We start from the raw sequence: 15388 nt of genomic DNA, 5'->3' as shown, positions 1-15388 counted from the left end.
ATCACTTAACGATCATCGGAAATCGCGGGCGGGCTGCCGAACCTGGAGTTCAATCGGATCCAGTCGGTCAGCGGTGAGATTGATCACCCCCTCGTGTCGGCGGAGGAGGCCCCGGACCACCAGCCCCCCGCTGTTCTTCGCCACCTGCCGATAGCGCTGCCACAACCCGGGGGAACAGGTGACATTGAGCATCCCCGTCTCGTCCTCCAGGTTGAGGAAGGTGACCCCACCCGCGGTCGCCGGACGCTGCCGGTGGGTGACGATCCCGCCAACCCGAATCCGCCGACCCGGCTCCACCAGCGCGAGCCGGGCGATCGGCACCGCCCCCAGAGCGTCGAGCTGGTCCCGGACGAACCGGGCCGGATGGCTCTCCGGCGACAGCCCGGTCGCCCAGACATCCGCGACGAGACGATCGACCGCCGCCATCCCGGGCAACGTCGGCGCGACCGTGCCGGGCACGGTACCGGGCAGGCGGTCAGGATGCTCCTGGGCCGCTGCCCCGGCGCTCCAGAGCGCCTGCCGTCTGGTCACGCCGAAACACGCGAAGGCATCTGCGGTGGCGAGCGCCTCCAGCTGCGTGGCGGTCAGACCCGCCCGCCGGGCCAGGTCCGACATATCCTGATACGGCCCATGCGCTGCCCGCTCGGTCTCGATCCGCTCGGCCACCTCCACACCGAGCGTACGCACGCTGCCCAGCCCGAGCCGGACCGCCGGACCACCCAGCCCCCACTCGTGCGGCGGCTCCCCCGGCTGGCTTCCCCACCGGGTGTTCGGGGTGGACTCCAGGACCGCCCCGGCACCGCTGGCATTGACATCCGGCCGGCGGACCTCCACCCCGTGCCGACGGGCGTCATCCACCAGGGTCTGCGGCGAGTAGAACCCCATCGGTTGGGCGTTGAGCAGCGCGGCCAGGAACGGTGCCGGGTGGTACCGCTTGAGCCAGGAGCTGGCATAGACCAGGTAGGCGAAGCTCATCGCGTGGCTCTCCGGGAAGCCGTAGCTGGCGAACGCGGTGAGCTTGCGGTAGACATCGTCGGCCAGCTCACCGGTGATGCCCCGCTCGGCCATCCCGGCGTAGAGCCGATCGGCGATCCGGGCCATCCGCTCCGCCGACCGCTTGGCCCCCATCGCCCGGCGCAGTTGGTCCGCCTCGGCCGCGTCGAAGCCGGCCAGGTCGATGGCGAGTTGCATGAGCTGCTCCTGGAACAGCGGCACGCCCAACGTCTTCTCCAGCGCGTTGCGCATCAGCGGATGCGGGAAGGTGACCGGCTCCTGGCCATTCTTACGCCGGATGTACGGATGCACCGAGCCGCCCTGGATCGGACCCGGCCGGATCAGCGCCACCTCCACCACCAGGTCGTAGAAGCAGCGGGGCTTGAGCCGGGGCAGGGTGGCCATCTGGGCGCGGCTCTCCACCTGGAACACCCCGACCGCGTCGGCCCGACAGAGCATGTCGTAGACCTCGGCGTCGTCCAGGGACATGTCGCCCAGCTCGAGCCGCGCCCCGATCAGGTCGTAACCATGGTGCAACGCGGCGAGCATGCCGAGGCCGAGCAGGTCGAACTTGACCAAACCGACGGCGGCGCAGTCGTCCTTGTCCCACTGAAGCACACTCCGGCCGGGCATCCGCCCCCACTCCACCGGACACACCTCGATCACCGGCCGGTCGCAGATCACCATGCCGCCGGAGTGGATGCCCAGGTGCCGGGGAAAGGTCTGCACCGCGTCGGCGTACGCCACCACCGGCTCGGGGATGCCCTCGACATCAACCGCGGCGACCGAACTCCACCGATCTATCTGTTTACTCCAGGCATCCTGCTGGCCGGGGGAGAACCCGAACGCCTTCGCCACGTCCCGCACCGCCGACCGGGGCCGGTACGAGATGACATTGGCTACCTGAGCGGTGTGCTCCCGCCCGTACCGAGCGTAGACGTGTTGGATCACCTCCTCTCGACGGGAGGACTCGATGTCCACGTCAATGTCCGGTGGCCCGTCCCGCTCCGGAGCGAGAAAGCGCTCGAAGAGCAGCCGGTGGCGGACCGCGTCAACGTTGGTGATCCGTAACGCGTAGCAGACCGCCGAGTTCGCCGCCGACCCTCGGCCCTGACAGTAGATGCCCTGCTCACGGCAGAACGTGACGATGTCGTAGACCACCAGGAAGTAGCCGGGAAAGCCCAGCTCCTCGATCATGTTCAGCTCATGTTCAAGCTGCGCGTACGCCTCGGGGTGCGCCTCCGGCGGGCCGTAGCGCTCGCGTGCCCCCCGTGCCGTGAGATGACGCAGCCAGCTCATCTCGGTGTGCCCAGAACCCACCGGATACGCCGGTAGCGCCGGGGCGACGAGCTGTAGGTCGAAGGCGAGTTCCGCGCCGAAGCCGGCGGCTCGGGCCACCGCCCCCGGATAGGCGGCGAACCGGGCCGCCATCTCGGCGCCGCTACGCAGGTGAGCGGTGCCGGCAGCAGGTAGCCAGCCGTCGATCTCGTCCAGGCTACGGCGGGCTCGGACCGCGGCGAGGGTGGTGGCCAGCCGACGTCGCCCCGGAGTGGCGTAGTGCACGTTGTTGGTGGCCACTGTCGGTAACCCGGCGGCCTCCGCCAGCTCGGCGAGGGCGTCGTTGCGGTCAGCGTCAATCGGGTGGCCGTGGTCGGTCACCTCCACCGCGACCATCTCCGTGCCGAACAGCGCGGTCAGCCGATCCAGTTCCCGGGCCGCCGCGTCAACTCCCTCGGTGAGCAGCGCGGCCGGTACGTGGCCCTTGCGGCAGCCGGTGAGCACCAGCACGTGATCCCGCAACTCGGCCGCGACCTCCGCCAACTCCCCGTAGACCGGACGGCCCTTCTCGCCACCGCGTAGCTGGGCCCGGGAAATGGTGGCGGCCAGCCGGGCATACCCCTCGTGGCCGTGGGCGAGCAGCAACAGGTGCCGCCCGAGCGGGTCCGGCTCGCCACCGGGCGGTCCCGGTAGGTCGAGGGAGAGCTCCGCGCCGAAGACCGTCGGCAGGTGCAGGGCACGCGCCGCCTCGGCGAAGCGCACCACGCCGTAGAAGCCATCATGGTCGGTCACCGCGAGCGCGGTGAGCCCCAGCCGGGCGGCCTCCTCGGCCAACTCCTCCGGGTGGCTGGCACCGTCGAGGAAGCTGAAGTTGGTGTGCGTGTGCAGCTCGGCGTACGGCACCGCATCGTCCGGGCGGGCTGTCGCGGGCGGCGGATGGTACGGACGCCTGCCGGCCCGCGCGGGAGCATCGCCGCCGTCGGCCTCCACCGTCAGCGGGTCCACCACGTGCAGATGCCGCTCGCGATCGCGGGTACGACGTTGCCCCCGAGTGGATTCACCGCTGAGCACCCGCTCCAGCTCCGACCACGGCAGATCCGGGTTGTGGAAGCTCATCGGCGCCCGCCAGCGCCGCAGAGGCTCATCGGTGGGCCGCCGGCGCCACAGAAATCAGTCATAGCTCGCCTCCACCAGCCACCGGCCTCCCTCGACCGCGAGTAGCAGGGCGGCACCGTCGGCGAGGCAGACCTGGAACCGGGCCCGCCGCCGGGCCGTCGCCGGCTCCCACCACCGCTCGTCAACCGGCCATGGACCGGCCCATCCGGTGATCGCCACCGGCCGGCCGGCCCCGATGGTGAGCCACGCCGGTGCCGCGCTCACCGCCAACCGTGCGCTGACCACGACGGGCTCCTCAACGGCGTCCCGCACGGTGGCGGCCAGCGGCTCGGGAAGCACCACCGCCGGCGCCGGCGGTGGCAACCGGCCCGGCCACGGCGGCTCCCCCGGCCGGTCCGGCAACCACCCCGGCGTGGGGGACCCGGGGCGGGCCGACCGGCGTTCATCGCCCCACGGCACCAGGCGCACCTGGTCGGCCGGGGAGCGCCCACCGCCGAGTACCGCGGTGACCACCGCCTCGGGGCCAAGGAGACCCTGGATCCGGCTCAACGCCCGATGCGCCCGATCCCGCTCCTCCCCGGCCTCCCCCCACAGGCCGGGCTGGAGGGCCCCCAGCGCGACCACCCCGTCGGGCACCAGCCGTAGCCGGACGATGCCGGCGGTGGGTCGCACCGGGGCGGCACCCGACCGGCCACCGGAGAGCCACCCGTCGAGCTGCCACCGCGTCCGGTCGGCGATGGCAGCGGCGGTGAGCAGACCGTCGTGCCGCCAGGTTCGATGCAGTTCCTGACCGTGCGCGGTCACCGCCTCAATACCGAGACGGGTGCAGGCCAGCCCGTACGCGGCGAGGCGGTCGTGCAGCCGCTCAGCCAGTGCGCGGCCGACGAAGGCCGCCGCGTCAACCCGGTCGAGCGGTTCGTCCTGGTCCGCGGTGACCGTCAGGTCCACCGGGGGCCGCCGAACCGCGAGCGGGCGGTGGTCCCGGCCCATGGCCAGCTGGTGGGCCAGCGCACCGTCGGCGCCGAATCGGGCCAGCACGTCGCCGGGGGGCAGCGCGGCGAAGTCGCCGAGGGCGCAGATACCGAGCCGACGCAGCAGGTCGGCCAGGGCCGGTCGACCGAGCGCCTCGACCGGCTGGTCGGCGAGGAACCGGGGCGTCCCACCTGGGGGGACCACCCGGCCACTGCGGGCGGCCAGCCCGGCGGCGAACTCCCCGTCAGCGATGCCGACCTGGCTCTCCACCGCACAGGCCTGGGCGACGTGCTCGATGATTCGCTCCGCCGCCACCTCCTCACCGCCGAGGTGGCGGGCCGGGCCCCGGGCCGGTACCGCGCACATTCCGGGGCGGACCACCGCCACCCCGGCCACCAACTCCTCGACTGCGGCCACCACCGGCTCGAACGCTCGGGCGTCCCGGGCGGGATCGTGGGCGACGACGGTGAGTCGGGGGCAGCGGCTCTGTGCCTCCCGCCGCCGTAGTCCTCGGCGCACTCCCTCGGCCCGGGCCGGCTCGGAGCAGACGACCACCCGGTTGGCGTGCAGTACCGCGACCGGGTCGGTGCTGGGCACCCCCTCCACCAGCTCAGCGGCGACCACCGGCCAGTCCGGGCACCAGAGCACCATCGTGCGGAGCCCGGTCATGCCGAACCAGCCAGGGTGAGCGGCCCGGGCGCGTCGGTGGCCGGTGGCACCGCCCGGAGTCGCCCGGCGCCGGAACGCCCCGTGGGCGAAGCCGCCCGGGTGCCGCCGGTCGAATCCGGAACCACCCGGGTCGAACCAGCACCGGGCAGCCAGATCGTCACCTCCCGGGGACGGGTGGCGGCGCCCCGCCCCCGCGCCGCCACGGTGACCTCCCGCCGCCGCAGCCGGCCCCGGCCGACACCGACTCCCTGCCAGACTCCCCGGGTCACCTGAAGGGTCAGGTCGGCGCCGTCCCACCGGCCGTACGGGACGAGGACGCTGCCCCGCTGCCGGGCCCGCGCCGCCAGTCGACTGGCGACCGACGCGGACACTGTGGCCGGGACGGCGGCGACCACGACGTCCACCCCATCGATCAGCGTGGCGACGACGGTGGCCCACTCGGGTCCTGGATGCGGCACGAGGGCGAGCCGGTCCAGGGCGATCCCGAGCTCGGCGGCGGCGACCGCCCCGAGGGTCGGCACCCCGACCACGGCGCACCACGAGCCGGCCCGGGACGCCTCGGCGAGCAGCGCCAGGGCCAGGGAGGTGGCGCCGCTGTGCCGGAGCTGGCCAGCGGCGACCGAAATCGTGCTGCCGCGGCGTAGCCCCCGGTTGGGCAGCAGGCCGGTCAGCTCGGGGGCGACCGGCAGCACCCGCTGCCCCCCGATCGGGTCCGGCGCACTCGCCGGACGCACCAGACCCGCCAACGCGGCGGAACCGACCACCATGCGGCCCGCCATCGGCCCTACCCCCTGTCGTGCTGTTGTACTGATGGACCAGCGCATTACAAATAGCTCAAGAACTCACAAAACGGACTTATTAGAAGAATCTCTGCTACTACCAGCACCCTCGGTGGCGCCGCGACTCAGGCCGCCCGGCCCTCCGGGGGCGGCGCCTGCGCCACACCCAACGCGGCCTCCACCACCAGCACGAACTCCTCGGCGGCACGCAGCAGGTCGTCGGCCTCCCGGGCGGTGACGACCCGCGGGATGCCAGCCTCGGCAGCGGCGCGCTTACTGGCGGCCAGGGCAAAGAACCGGGCCCACTCGTCGAGCTCGGGGGCGACACCGGAGAGCAGGACCCAGACACTGGTAACCCGGCTACGCCGAGTCGGCACGGGGCGAGCATGGACGGCGAGCAGCGCCGCGGCGGCCCGCAGAGCCGCCAGGTGGGCCGCCGCGTAGCGGAGACCGTCGGGGCCAGTGCGGGCAGCTTCGACGAGCCCGCAACGGGCCACCGCGAGGAGCTGGACAGGGGTGCGCTGCGGCAGCACGTGAGCCGGCACCGTCGGCACTGGAGCTGGGTTGATCGGCATGCGCTGTCTCCTCCAGGGGCCGAGGCGCCACCCGACGGACCTGATCCGCCGGCGGACCGCCGGGTCGAGTGGTGCGGAGGAAGACGCACCGGCGGGGCCGGCCGGGCGTGGACGCTTCCCCACACCACACCCGGCCGGCATGACCAGCAGGTTCGTCGCCCGCCACCCGGGGGTCGAGGGCGGCGGGCGACGCTCCCGCCTGACGGACCGGGGCTCGCGACCGCCCATGGCCCTGGGCGCGACCCGCGGCGCCGCACCCGCCCGGAGCAGCGCCGCGAAACACCACTCCGGAGGTCAGAACGAGCATGCGAAGCAAACCCTCGGTATCGAACACCCGTTCTAACTACTGCTGACAGTACACCCTCCGGTCGACAAAAACACAACGTGTGCCACACATCGCCGCACGTCGGACGGGTCGCCGGCCGCCGTACCACCGCAGTCAACCTGGCGGCCGGACCGCCGTGGCCGCCACCTCGGGCTCGCCACCCACCGGCCACCACCGCTGGCGTGGTCAACGAAGGCGCCCGGGGCGCACCGGGAAGAATGGCCGGATGCACCCACACCCGAAAGTACGAGCGACACAGGAGGCGCTGGACGGCGCTGGCGCACTCGACGGCGCTGGCGCACCCAGCCTGGTTCGCCTGTTGCCCGACGCCGTCCACACCGCCGCGGCGGCCGCCGCCGCCCTCGAGGTCGAGATCGGGCAGATCGCCAACTCCCTGGTCTTCGAGACAGCCGACGGGCCACTGCTGGTGCTGACCTCCGGAGCGCACCGGGTGGACACCGTCGGCCTCGCCGCGGCGATCGGCGTCCCCCGACTCCGGCGGGCCACGCCGGAGTTCGTCCGCGAACACACCGGACAGGTCATCGGTGGAGTCGCCCCGGTCGGCCACCCCCAGCCGCTACGCACCCTGGTGGACACCACCCTCGACAAGTACGACGAGATCTGGGCCGCTGGCGGCGTACCCCGCGCGGTCTTCCCCACCACCTATCCGGAGCTGCTGCGGGTGACCGGCGGCACACCGGCCGAGGTGGCGTGAGCGGGCTTGTCGAACGAGCCACGCCCGGTCAACCGCCGGGCGCCGGTCCCCGAGTTGGTCACCCTGCATGTGTGGCGGACCAGCCGAGCCGGGCTGCCCCGGGCGCTGGCCCGGATGGCAGCCGACCCGCGCCGGCTCCGCGCGCTGCCCGGCGTCCGCTTCGCCAAACTGCTCGGCACCGGGACCGGCACCGGCTTCGGTCCACGCGACGCGGACCTGACCCGGTGGGCGGCGCTGACCGTGTGGGACTCCCCCGCCGCGGCCACCGGCTTCGCCGGCTCCCCGGTGGGACGGGCCTGGGCACGCATCGCCCGCGCCGCCGTCCGGATCGACCTACGCCCGCTCACCAGCCGGGGTGAGTGGTCCGGCCGGCAGCCGTTCGGCGACCCGCCAGGCGGGCGATCCAACGGCCCGGTGCTGGCACTGACCCGGGCCCGGCTCCGCCCCGCCCGGGCGGTCACCTTCTGGCAGGCGGTACCCCCGGTGGCCCGCGCGCTGCACACCGCACCCGGCCTGCTCGCCCGCTTCGGCGTCGGCGAGGCGCCGCTGGGCTGGCAGGGCACGGTCAGCGTGTGGCGCACCCCGGCGGAGCTGGTCGCATTCGCGTACCGTCACCCCGAGCATCGTGCCGCGATCAGGCGAACCCCCACCGCGGGGTGGTACGCGGAGGAGCTCTTCGCCCGGTTCGAGGTACGCGACGTGGTCGGTGACCGGACGGTGCTGGGCTGGACCACGGACGGCGGAACGAAGGTGGGAACGGCATGAGGCTGGTGCGGTGGACACCGGACGACCTCGTTCGGCGGCTGGACGACGTGGTGGCCGTCTACGGCGAGGCGATGGGGTACCGCGCCGACCTACTCAGGGCGCGGCGCGGCTACATCGCCTCCCACGTCCGCCGCCCCGGCTTCCGCGCCGTCGCCAGCCTCACCTCCGAAGGCCACCTGGCCGGATTCGGCTACGGATACCACGGGAAGCCCGGCCAGTGGTGGCACGACCAGGTGGGGCGGATGCTGGACCCGGCCACCCGCCGCCGCTGGCTGGCCAGCTGCTTCGAGGTGGTCGAGCTGCACGTCCGACCACCCGCGCAGGGGCATGGGCTGGGCGCCAGCCAGCTGCGCGCCCTGCTCGGGATAGCAGAGGGGAGCACCACCCTGTTGTCCACCCCGGAGGCGGACGAGCAGCACTCCCGGGCCTGGCGACTGTACCGACGCTTCGGCTTCGTTGACGTCCTGCGCGACTTCCGCTTCCCCGGTGACGAACGTCTGTTCGGGGTACTCGGCCGGGACCTGCCGCTCCCGCCACCCGCCGCCTCCGGGAGGGCCCCCACATGACCCGGCCCGCCGCCCTGCCGGGGCAGGCCCTCCGGACCGTCTGGGCGCTGTTGGCCGTGCTGGTACTGGCGCAGATCTGCTACCCCCTGACCACGGGGCAGACCCGGGCCCGGCTGACCGTCGCCACCGTCCTGCTCGGCTACCTGCTCTCGGTCGGCCACGCGCTGCTCAGCCGGGGTCCTCGGACGGCGGCGGCGTTGCTCGCCGTGGTCACCGGCGGCGGCTTCGCCATCGAGGCGCTCGGCGTGGCCACCGGGTTCCCGTTCGGCAGCTACGACTACGCGGAGCAGCTCGGGCCGAAGCTGGCCGGAGTACCGCTGATCATCCCCCTCGCCTGGACCTGGATGGCCTGGCCCGCCTGGCTGACCGCGGTCCGCCTCACCGGTGGTGGGCCGACCGGGGGCACCGGGCCGGCTGTCCGCCGAATCGCGCTGGCAGCGGTCGGACTGGCCGCCTGGGATCTCTTCCTCGACCCGCAGATGGTCGCCGAGGGGCACTGGGTCTGGCGGAACGCCACCCCCGCGCTGCCCGGCCTGCCCGGCATCCCCATCAGCAACTACCTGGGCTGGCTGCTCTTCGCGGTGCTGGTGATGGCCGCCCTGCGGCCACTGGCCGGCACCGCCGTGGCCACCACCGACAGCCGCGACGCTCCGATGCTCGCGCTCTATCTGTGGACGTACGGCTCCAGCGTGCTGGCCCACGCCGTCTTCCTCGGCCTGCCCGCCTCAGCCGGGTGGGGCGCAGCGGTCATGGCGCTGACCGCGGTGCCGCTGGCGGTGACGCTGCTGCCCCGACGCATCCGGCCGACGCTGCTGCCCCGACGCGGCCGGACAGCACCGCCGGGACGACAGCGTCGCGCCGGCACGTCGGTATGAGCGATCCGGCCCGGCGTCGCGCCGCCGGCCCCCACCGAGGTGGGGCGCCGACATGATCCTGTTGCTGGCGATCCTGGCCGGCGTGGCCACGCTGACCACACACACCCTGGTCAACGCGGGCCGTTGGCTGCGCCGTCCGGTAGGGACGCCGGCGAGGGTGACCGAACCGGTGGCGGTGCTGCTGCCGCTGCGCGACGAGGCCGCCCGGGTCACCCCATGCCTGCGCGCGCTGCTGGCCCAGCGCGGTGTGCCGCAGCTACAGATCGTGGTACTCGACGACGGGTCAACCGACGGCACCTGCGAGGTCGTCCGCACGGTCGTCGGCGACGACCCTCGGGTCACCCTGCTCGACGGCGGCGCTCCACCGCCGGGTTGGCTGGGCAAACCGCACGCCTGCTGGCAGCTCGCCGCCCGGGCCGACCCGGCCGCCACCGTGCTGGTCTTCGTCGACGCCGACGTGGTGCTCGCCCCCCACGCCGTGGCCGCGGCGGTCGGCGAGCTACGGGCCGCGCGGGTGACGCTGCTGTCGCCGTACCCCCGGATCCTGGTCACGACGGTGGCCGACCGGCTGGTTCAGCCGCTGTTGCAGTGGTTGTGGCTGACGTTCCTGCCGCTGCCCGCGATGGAGCGGTCGGCCCGGCCGTCCCTGGCCGCGGCCGGTGGACAGTTCCTGGTCGTGGACCGGGCCGGATACACCACCGCCGGTGGACACGCGGCGGTGAACGACCGGGTTCTGGAGGATGTCGAGTTGGCCCGGGCGGTCAAGCGGTCCGGCGGCCAGATCGCCCTCGCCGACGGCTCACGGCTGGCCACCTGTCGGATGTACGACGACTGGCCACAGTTACGCGACGGCTACTCGAAGTCGCTGTGGGCCTCGTTCGGTCGTCCCTCGGCGGCAGCCACGGCGGTCGCGCTGCTGCTACTGCTCTACACCGCCCCGGCGCTGGTCGTCGTGGCCGCGCTGATCGGCGGTGCACCGGGGACGGCCGCCGTCGCCGCTGGGGCCTACCTGCTCGGGGTCGCCGGGCGGGTGGTCAGCGCCCGGGCGACCGGCGGCCGGTGGTGGCCGGACGCGTTGGGGCACCCCGCGTCGGTAGCGGTCCTCGGTTGGCTGACCCTGCGGTCGTACCATCTGCGGAGGCGACGGCGCCTGAGCTGGCGGGGCCGTCCGGTCGGCTAGGAGGCACCCATGGCGCGGATCGTGATCGTCGGCGCCGGGGTGGGTGGCCTGGCCACCGCCGCCCGGCTGGCCACCACCGGACACCGTGTCACCCTCCTGGAGCAGGGTGACACGGTGGGCGGCAAGCTCGGCCGGTACGTATCCGACACACCCGCCGGCCCCTTCCACTTCGACACCGGGCCCAGTCTGCTGACCCTGCCCCAGGTGTTCCACGACCTGTTCGAGGCGACCGGGGCGAAGCTCGACGAATACCTGGACCTGGTCCCGCTCGACCCGATCGTGCGACACGTCTTCCCCCAGGGTGGACCAACTCTCGATTCGTGCGCCGACTCCGACGAGTTCGCCGCCCGCGTCGGCGCGGCCCTCGGTGAGCGGGCCGCCGCCCAGTGGCGGCGCCTCTGGCGGCGTGCCGAGCGGGTCTGGACGGCCTCGGAACGCGATGTCCTGCGCCGCCGGGTCGACTCGCCCCGGGACCTGGCGATGCTGGCCTGGCGGCTGGGTGACCTGGCCGCTATCGGGCCCGGCCGGACGCTCCGCGGACTGGGCCGTGCCCACCTGTCCGACCCCCGGCTCCGGATGCTGCTCGACCGGTACGCGACGTACGCCGGAACTGACCCGCGCCGGGCGCCGGCGGCCCTCGTCGCCGTCCCCTACGCCGAGCTGGCCTTCGGCGGCTGGTACCTCCGCGGTGGCCTGGGCACCCTCGCCGACGCCCTGCTGACCCGCTGCCTGGAACTCGGGGTGATGGTACGGACCGGCGTCCGGGTCACCCGGATCGACGCGGCGGGCGGACGGGTGCACGGCGTACGCCTCGCCGGCACCAGCGCCCCCGTGCCGGCCGATGTGGTGGTGGCCAACGTTGACGCGCTCACCCTCTACCGGGACCTGCTACCCACCCCACGACGGCTGGCCACGCTGACCGACCGCAGCCTCGCCGGCTTCGTGCTGCTGCTCGGCGTACGCGGGGACTCTGGGCTGGCCCATCACAACGTCTTCTTCCCCGACGCCTACGACAGCGAGTTCGACGCGGTCTTCGGGGCGCCCGGGCGGGGGGTTCGGGCGCGCCCGGCCCCGGACCCGGCGGTCTTCGTCACCGTGGCCGCCGACGAAACGGTCCGCCCGGCTGGGCACGAGGCGTGGTTCGTGCTGGTCAACGCCGCTCGGCAGGGTACCGCCGCCGGTGCTGTCGACTGGCGACGCCCCGGCCTCGCCGAGGCGTACGCGGACCGGATCCTGGCCGTGTTGGCCGCGCGGGGGGTGGACGTACGGGACCGGTTGCTGTTCCGGGAGATTCGCACGCCGGCCGATCTGGGCAGTGCGACGGGTACACCGGGCGGGGCGATCTACGGCACCACGGGCGGCCTGCTCCGCCCGCCCAACCGGGGGCCGGTCCGTGGGCTGTGGCTGGTCGGTGGCTCCTGCCACCCGGGCGGCGGGCTGCCGATGGTCGCCCTCTCCGCCCAGATCGTCGCCGACTCCATCGGCCCCGCCTGGTAGCGGACCGGGCCGGTCCGCCGACGCCTACCGCGCGGGCTCTCCCGACCACCCGCGGGCTCTCTCGGCTTCGCCGCCGCCCACCCACGGTCCCGGGCTTCGCCGGCGCGCCTCCGGTGGGGCGCGAGCGTCAACTGGCGTTGATCAGCGCGCCCCGGACCGCGGCCAGTAGCTGTCCGAGGCCGAAGCCGGCCAGCAACGCCCAGACCGCGCTCGCCATGGTGCTGGTGCCCGCGGTCAGGTCCGGCGCGATCAGCCCGGCCAGCCCGGCCAGCAGCAGGCCGACGAGGGCCACCACGACCCGGGTCGGCCGCTCCCCCACGGTCACCGCACCGATCTCTCGCATTCCGGCGGAGGTCGCCCGGGCCCGCACGTACTCGTGCAGCCAGGAGAGGGCACCACCGGCGACCACCAGCGCGCCCGGCGCGCCGAGCAGCCAGAACGCGACCAGCCAGGCCGCCTCACCGAGCCGGTCGGCCACCGAGTCGTAGACGTACCCGAGCCGGGTGGTGCGGTTGCTCGCCACCGCGACCGCGCCGTCGAGACTGTCCGCCACCGAGGCGAGCAGCACCAGCAACGCACCGAGAAAGGGCCCGTCCTGGGGGCGTATCGCGACCAGCGGCACACCGAGGCAGAGCAGCACCCCGGCGACGGTCACCGCGGTCGGGGTGACCCGTAGCCGACCCAGCACGTAGCCCCCGTGGTACGCGAGGCGCAGCCAGGCCCGGACGGGCGGGGCCGCGGCGCGCGGATCGAACCCACCGTGCAGTCGCGCCCAGGCTGTGGCGTACTGGTCCCAGTTCAGCTGTCTGCCCACCACGGATCAACCGTCGCACCGATCGCGCGGTGTCGTGGCGCGTCTGCTCACCCGGGGGTACTGACCCGCAGATTCCGCCAGATCTCCCGGGTCGCGGTGGACCGGTTGAAGGTGATGAAGTGGATACCGGGAACACCCTCGTCCAGCAGCCGCTGGCACATCTCGCTGGCCTGCTCGACCCCGAGCTGGCGGACTGCCTCCGGGTCGTCCGCGACCCGCTCGAAGCGTGCGGCCAGAGCCGGCGGGAAGGGCGCGCCGGAGAGCTGCTCCGACCGCTCGATGGTGCTGACCTTCGTCACCGGCATCACGCCCGGGATGATCGGCGTGTCACAGCCCGTCGCTACCACCCGGTCCCGCAGCCGAAGGTACTCGTCCGCGTCGAAGAACATCTGAGTGATCGCAAAATCGGCTCCGGCCCGGCACTTGCGGACGAAGTACGCCGTGTCGGAGTCGATGTCGGGCGAGCGGGGGTGCTTGTACGGGAAGGCGGCAACGCCAACGCTGAAGTCACCCGCGTCACGGACCAGGCGGACCAGGTCCTCCGCGTAGTCCACGCCATCCGGGTGTGGGATCCACTCGCCGGTGGGGTCGCCGGGCGGGTCGCCGCGCACGGCGAGCACGTTACGCACGCCCGCAGCGGCCAGCCGCCCGATCACGTGCCGCAGCTCGGCCACCGAGTGGTTGACTGCGGTCAGGTGCGCCATCGGCAGCAGCGTGGTCTCGGTAGCGACCCGTTCGGTAACCGCCACGGTCGTGTCCCGAGTCGAGCCACCGGCGCCGTAGGTGATCGAGACGAACGACGGGCGCAGCGACTCCAGCTCCCGGATGGCCTGCCAGAGCAGCCGCTCGCCCTGCGCTGTCTTCGGGGGCATGAACTCGAAGGAGAAGGTCGGCCGGCGGTCGCGGATCAGCTCCCCGATCGCCGGCTGCGGATTGGGGAGAACCGATGGAAGACCAAGCGCCACGCCATGACTCTAGCGGCGTGGGGCCGCGATCCCTAGACCTTCCCCCGTCGCAAACGATGACAAGGGGTACGGCACGGCCGACTCCCCGCAACATGGCACAGTCGACACCGCACGACCGGGCCCGGCGCGTCGACAGGCCGCCGGTGGGGAGCCGGCCGTCGCGACCGGCTAGCGTCAGGGCGTGACCTACGCTGCTCCTGTCTCCCCGGTGGACCGTGCCGGGCTTCGGCAACGCGTCAACAAGGCACTGGCCGACTTCCTGGTGACCCGACGTGCCTGGATGACCGAGGTTGATGCCTCTCTCGCCCCGTTGGCCGACGCGGTCGAGGCATTCGTCCTCGGCGGCGGCAAGCGGCTACGGCCCGCCTTCGCCTACTGGGGCTACCGGGGCGCCGGTGGAATCGACACCGAACAGGTGGCGACCGCCCTGGCCGCGTTGGAGTTCGTGCAGGCCAGCGCCTTGATTCACGACGATCTGATCGATCGCTCGGACACCCGGCGAGGGGAGCCGGCGGTGCACCTGCGGTTCGCCGCCCGGCACCGGTCGGCGAACTGGGACGGAGACGCGGACGGCTTCGGTGACGCGGCGGCCATTCTCCTGGGCGATCTGTGCCTGGTCTGGTCGGACGAGCTGCTGCACTCCGCCGGACTGGACCCGCGCACCGTCGCCCGGGCACGGCCGGTCTTCGACCAGATGCGGACCGAGGTCACCGTGGGCCAGTACCTCGACGTACTGGCCCAGGCCACCGGGGACACGTCGGTCGAGCGGGCCGGGAAGGTCGCCCGCTACAAGTCGGCGAAGTACACCGTCGAACGCCCGTTGCTACTCGGCGCCGCGCTGGCCGACGCCACCCCCGAGGTCCACGCGGCGTACTCGGCGTACGGGCTGCCACTGGGTGAGGCCTTCCAGCTGCGCGACGATGTGCTGGGGATCTTTGGTGACCCGGCGCAGACCGGTAAACCAGCCGGTGACGACCTCCGCGAGGGAAAGCGCACCTACCTGGTGGCGGCGGCGTTGGAGGTGGTCGGCCCCGCCGACCGGGAGATGTTGCTCGACGGTCTGGGCGACGCCGACCTCGACGACGCCGGGGTGGCCCGGCTGCGGGAGCTGATCGGAGCCAGCGGCGCGCTCGGCCGCGCCGAGCAGCGGATCCAGGAGCTCACCGACACCGCGCTCGCCGCACTGTCCACCGTTGATCTCGATACCGAGGCGCACCAAGCCCTGGCCGACCTCGCCATCGCCGCCACCCGCCGCCCTGCCTGACCCCCGCCCATCCAGACCTCGACCGGACCGGGCGGGGAAC

Annotated in this window: 13 protein-coding genes; 7 read left to right on the top strand and 6 right to left on the bottom strand. The window is 73.3% G+C overall.

Features of this window, described 5'->3' with window-relative positions:
- Positions 1–12: 12 nt before the first annotated feature.
- The 4 genes from SALPAC3_RS0121525 to SALPAC3_RS0121510 form a co-directional block, all read right to left on the bottom strand.
- Entirely contained in the window at positions 13–3387 is a 3375-nt protein-coding gene (locus SALPAC3_RS0121525) for an error-prone DNA polymerase (RefSeq protein WP_018223242.1), read from the bottom strand.
- A 54-nt stretch (positions 3388–3441) separates the two neighbouring features.
- Entirely contained in the window at positions 3442–5028 is a 1587-nt protein-coding gene (locus SALPAC3_RS0121520) for a DNA polymerase Y family protein (protein ID WP_018223241.1), read from the bottom strand.
- Positions 5025–5807 (bottom strand): hypothetical protein, encoded by a 783-nt coding sequence (locus SALPAC3_RS0121515; RefSeq protein ID WP_018223240.1) that lies wholly within the window; start codon positions 5805–5807, stop codon positions 5025–5027. Before SALPAC3_RS0121515 ends, SALPAC3_RS0121520 begins: the two co-directional genes overlap by 4 nt.
- Positions 5808–5932: 125 nt before the next feature.
- Entirely contained in the window at positions 5933–6382 is a 450-nt protein-coding gene (locus SALPAC3_RS0121510) for an SAV_6107 family HEPN domain-containing protein (RefSeq protein WP_018223239.1), read from the bottom strand.
- Between the two features lie 551 nt (positions 6383–6933).
- Between SALPAC3_RS0121510 and SALPAC3_RS0121505 the strand changes: the two genes are divergently transcribed.
- The 6 genes from SALPAC3_RS0121505 to SALPAC3_RS0121480 are packed head-to-tail and all read left to right on the top strand — an operon-like array spanning position 6934 to position 12305.
- Positions 6934–7422 carry a YbaK/EbsC family protein gene (locus tag SALPAC3_RS0121505; protein ID WP_018223237.1) on the top strand — a complete coding sequence of 163 codons (489 nt, stop codon included), beginning with the start codon at positions 6934–6936 and terminating at the stop codon, positions 7420–7422.
- A gap of 6 nt (positions 7423–7428) precedes the next feature.
- A complete protein-coding gene (locus SALPAC3_RS0121500) occupies positions 7429–8187 on the top strand; it encodes a monooxygenase (protein WP_018223236.1) in 759 nt (252 codons plus the stop codon).
- Complete coding sequence (locus SALPAC3_RS0121495) at positions 8184–8753, top strand: GNAT family N-acetyltransferase (protein WP_018223235.1); 570 nt, start codon at positions 8184–8186, stop codon at positions 8751–8753. Before SALPAC3_RS0121500 ends, SALPAC3_RS0121495 begins: the two co-directional genes overlap by 4 nt.
- On the top strand, positions 8750–9628 hold the full coding sequence (locus SALPAC3_RS0121490; RefSeq protein ID WP_018223234.1) for a carotenoid biosynthesis protein: 879 nt from the start codon (positions 8750–8752) through the stop codon (positions 9626–9628). The genes SALPAC3_RS0121495 and SALPAC3_RS0121490 overlap by 4 nt, the downstream gene beginning before the upstream one ends.
- 52 nt (positions 9629–9680) lie before the next feature.
- The gene (locus SALPAC3_RS0121485; RefSeq protein WP_018223233.1) at positions 9681–10808 is read left to right on the top strand and encodes a glycosyltransferase family 2 protein; all 1128 of its coding nucleotides are present in this window, start codon (positions 9681–9683) and stop codon (positions 10806–10808) included.
- Positions 10809–10817: 9 nt separating this feature from the next.
- Positions 10818–12305, top strand: a complete 1488-nt coding sequence (locus SALPAC3_RS0121480) for a phytoene desaturase family protein (protein WP_018223232.1) — start codon at positions 10818–10820, stop codon at positions 12303–12305.
- Between the two features lie 127 nt (positions 12306–12432).
- On the opposite strand, the gene SALPAC3_RS0121475 is transcribed toward SALPAC3_RS0121480, so the two are convergent.
- Positions 12433–13122, bottom strand: a complete 690-nt coding sequence (locus SALPAC3_RS0121475; protein ID WP_026185796.1) for a CDP-alcohol phosphatidyltransferase family protein — start codon at positions 13120–13122, stop codon at positions 12433–12435.
- Positions 13123–13166: 44 nt separating this feature from the next.
- Complete coding sequence (metF, locus tag SALPAC3_RS0121470) at positions 13167–14084, bottom strand: methylenetetrahydrofolate reductase [NAD(P)H] (protein ID WP_018223230.1); 918 nt, start codon at positions 14082–14084, stop codon at positions 13167–13169.
- A 181-nt stretch (positions 14085–14265) separates the two neighbouring features.
- On the opposite strand from metF, the gene SALPAC3_RS0121465 reads away from it, so the two are divergent.
- Positions 14266–15348 carry a polyprenyl synthetase family protein gene (locus SALPAC3_RS0121465; RefSeq protein ID WP_026185795.1) on the top strand — a complete coding sequence of 361 codons (1083 nt, stop codon included), beginning with the start codon at positions 14266–14268 and terminating at the stop codon, positions 15346–15348.
- Positions 15349–15388: the final 40 nt, after the last annotated feature.

This window comes from Salinispora pacifica DSM 45544, assembly GCF_000378845.1.
GTDB lineage: Bacteria > Actinomycetota > Actinomycetes > Mycobacteriales > Micromonosporaceae > Micromonospora > Micromonospora pacifica.
Note: the sequence above shows the minus strand (reverse complement) of the source record. Positions and strands in the feature narration are given on the sequence as shown.

Coding starts and splice junctions, on each gene's coding strand:
- SALPAC3_RS0121510 (WP_018223239.1), bottom strand. CDS start 6,382: ATGCCGATCAACCCAGCTCCAGTGCCGACGGTGCCGGCTCACGTGCTG.
- SALPAC3_RS0121480 (WP_018223232.1), top strand. CDS start 10,818: ATGGCGCGGATCGTGATCGTCGGCGCCGGGGTGGGTGGCCTGGCCACC.
- SALPAC3_RS0121490 (WP_018223234.1), top strand. CDS start 8,750: ATGACCCGGCCCGCCGCCCTGCCGGGGCAGGCCCTCCGGACCGTCTGG.
- SALPAC3_RS0121485 (WP_018223233.1), top strand. CDS start 9,681: ATGATCCTGTTGCTGGCGATCCTGGCCGGCGTGGCCACGCTGACCACA.
- SALPAC3_RS0121505 (WP_018223237.1), top strand. CDS start 6,934: ATGCACCCACACCCGAAAGTACGAGCGACACAGGAGGCGCTGGACGGC.
- SALPAC3_RS0121520 (WP_018223241.1), bottom strand. CDS start 5,028: ATGACCGGGCTCCGCACGATGGTGCTCTGGTGCCCGGACTGGCCGGTG.
- SALPAC3_RS0121495 (WP_018223235.1), top strand. CDS start 8,184: ATGAGGCTGGTGCGGTGGACACCGGACGACCTCGTTCGGCGGCTGGAC.
- SALPAC3_RS0121525 (WP_018223242.1), bottom strand. CDS start 3,387: ATGAGCTTCCACAACCCGGATCTGCCGTGGTCGGAGCTGGAGCGGGTG.
- SALPAC3_RS0121515 (WP_018223240.1), bottom strand. CDS start 5,807: ATGGCGGGCCGCATGGTGGTCGGTTCCGCCGCGTTGGCGGGTCTGGTG.